This is a genomic window from Pseudomonas sp. AGC41, from assembly GCF_057334555.1.
On the sequence record NZ_JBHFJB010000059.1, the window covers coordinates 4,354 to 6,878 of the forward strand.

General features: G+C 58.7%; 3 protein-coding genes. All 3 read left to right on the top strand.

All coding sequences use genetic code 11. The features are described 5' to 3' along the window. Positions 1 to 249 precede the first annotated feature (249 nt). The 3 genes from ACE04F_RS11380 (at position 250) to ACE04F_RS11390 (ending at position 2,415) form a co-directional block, all read left to right on the top strand. Positions 250 to 1,149, top strand: a complete 900-nt coding sequence (locus ACE04F_RS11380) for a glycine betaine ABC transporter substrate-binding protein (RefSeq protein WP_486106738.1) — start codon at positions 250 to 252, stop codon at positions 1,147 to 1,149. A 125-nt stretch (positions 1,150 to 1,274) separates the two neighbouring features. After that, positions 1,275 to 1,559 carry a transcriptional regulator gene (locus tag ACE04F_RS11385; protein WP_486106740.1) on the top strand — a complete coding sequence of 95 codons (285 nt, stop codon included), beginning with the start codon at positions 1,275 to 1,277 and terminating at the stop codon, positions 1,557 to 1,559. Further along, a complete protein-coding gene (locus tag ACE04F_RS11390) occupies positions 1,543 to 2,415 on the top strand; it encodes a DMT family transporter (protein ID WP_486106742.1) in 873 nt (290 codons plus the stop codon). Before ACE04F_RS11385 ends, ACE04F_RS11390 begins: the two co-directional genes overlap by 17 nt. The last annotated feature ends 110 nt before the right edge of the window (positions 2,416 to 2,525 follow it).

The following is a 2,525-nucleotide window of genomic DNA, read 5'->3' on the forward strand; positions in this document are numbered from 1 at the left end:
CTCCCGCTCGGCTGCGCAGCAGCCGCAAAACCTGGGGCCGCTGCGCGACCCAGCGGGACCCCCCCCCCCCCCCACGGGTTTATCGACAACCTTGAAAGATTCAACCCGCCAACGGGCGGAGGAGGGTAAGCCACACTCGATAGCCGTGATTTCATAATTAGAACTTACCCATGGCCGCCCGCGGTCGTGATGGAATGAATGCTTCTGCTGCCCTGCCAATAACTATTAATACAGTCTGCGGAGATGCACATGATGACGTTACCCCGTAAAACTTTTATCGGCTGGTTTGCCGGCCTTGCATTGGCCTGCGGCAGTCTGATCGCTCAAGCCGAGGAACCCGCGCCCATCCGTATCGGCTGGGTGAACTGGTCGGACACGGAAATCGCGGTGAAGCTGGCGAATACTGCGTTGCAGGATCATCTCAAGCAACCGGTCAAGTTGGTCCTGGCCGATATCGGCATCCAGTTCCAGGCGCTGGCTAACGGCAACATCGACCTGATCCCGATGGTCTGGCTGCCGAGCACCCACAAGTCCTTCTATGACAAGTACAAGGACAAGCTCGAAGACCTCGGCGTGCTGTATGAAGGCCGGATCGGCATGGCGGTGCCTACCTCGATTCCTACCAGTGAAATTGCCAGTGTCGAAGACCTCAACAAACCCGAAGTGCGGGAAAAACTTGGCGGCAAGATCCTCACCTCGGAAGTGGGCAATGGTCAGTACAAGCTGACGGAAAAAGCCATCAAGGAATACAAGCTCGACGGCTACAAGATGGTCGCGTCTTCGGAGTCCGGCATGCTGAGTGAGCTAGATCGCAACATCAAACGGGACAAGTGGTCGTTGGTCAACGCCTGGAGCCCTCACTGGATGTTCGCCAAATGGCCGCTGCGTTATCTGGATGATCCGAAGCAGATATTCGGTGGCGCCGAGCAGATCCACGCGATCGCACGCAAAGGTTTCAGCGCCGAGCATCCGGACGTGGCGCGCTTCTTCGCCAACTTCAAGATCCCGAAAGCGGACCTTGAGAAATTGATGGCGGATGCCCGTGAAAGTACGGCGGACAAGGTGGTTGCCGAGTACTACGCGGCGAACAAACCGCGCTTCGAAGCGATGTTCGGTAACCAGACGGCTTCCGCTACGCCAGCCCCGTAATGGCCGTTGTTATCCGATAGTTGTTGCAGTCCGGTGCCCTTGGTCTAGCGTCAAGGGCACCGCCTGCCGAGTCCTCTCGCATGTGTACGTAGGGCGAGGGCTTGTTTCTATTCAGGGGCTGAGTGATGACAGTCACGACACTGGGTATCAAATTGGATCAGGAAACGCGCGCCAGGCTGAAATCGGCATCGGCCAGGCTGGACCGGACCTCGCACTGGTTCATGAAAAAGGCCATTTTGAACTTCATTGAGAAAGTCGAAGCCGGGGCCGGTGTCGAAGCACTCGTGGCCGTTGAAGCGCTGGAGCGTGATCGGTTGCGCCACAGCATCGCGAGGCGGCGCGCAGATAGCAATCTATCCGAAGACACCGCCCCGATAACGTCGGCCGAGGCTGATGCGCGCGGTGCATGATCGTGACGCCCCGCGATCGCGGTCAGGTATCGTCCTGTGCCTTCTATCGATGCTGATCTTTGCCGCGCAGGATGGGGTCACCAAAGTGCTGGTCAAAGATCTCCCGATCGCGCAGCTGGTCATGGTGCGCTATTGGGTCTTCCTGGGTTTCGCTGTCGGCTTTTGCATTTATCAGGGCAGCTTGCGGGCTGCCTGGCGAAGCCACCATCCTTACCAGCAGGTCATCCGTGCATTGATCGGAGTGGGTGAAAGTGCCTTGTTTGGACTCGGGCTGCGCTATCTGGGGCTCGCTGAGATGCACGCCCTGTACACGGTGTTCCCCTTGATGACACTGGCGTTGGCGGGGGCGTTTCTCGGTGAGTTCATTGGTGTGCGTCGATGGATTGCCGCCGCCATCGGCTTCACCGGTACGCTGATTATCCTTCGCCCCGGCTCCGGTGTCTTTCAACTCGCGGCGCTTATCCCGCTGTTGTCTGCCCTGGGTTTCGCCGTTTTCAGCGTGCTGACCCGTCGAATCAGCCGGCAGGACTCGTTCGCTACGAACATGCTTTACATGGGTTTTTTCGGCGCGATAGCGATCACCCTTTCGGGTCTTCCAGGTTGGGTAACACCGAGCCCGGCGCAATGGGGGCTGATCGCGGTGCTTTCAGTTACCGGCGTTGTGGCCCAGCTGCTATTACTCCAGGCGCTGAAGTACGCAACCGCGGCCACACTCCAGCCGTTCAACTACAGCCTGCTGGTGTTCGCCACACTGATTGGCCTGCTGGTATTCGGTGAGCTGCCCGACACCTGGACGGTGGTGGGAGCATGTCTGGTGATTGCGGGTGGGATGTATGCGATCAAGGCGAAAGGGTAGCGACCGGTCAGATACCCAGCGGCTGTGACACCGCTTCGCGAGCAGGCTCGCTCCCACATTTTCGGTCTTAAGCGAGCACAGAACCCAAGTAACCGCAGCCCTCCTGTGGG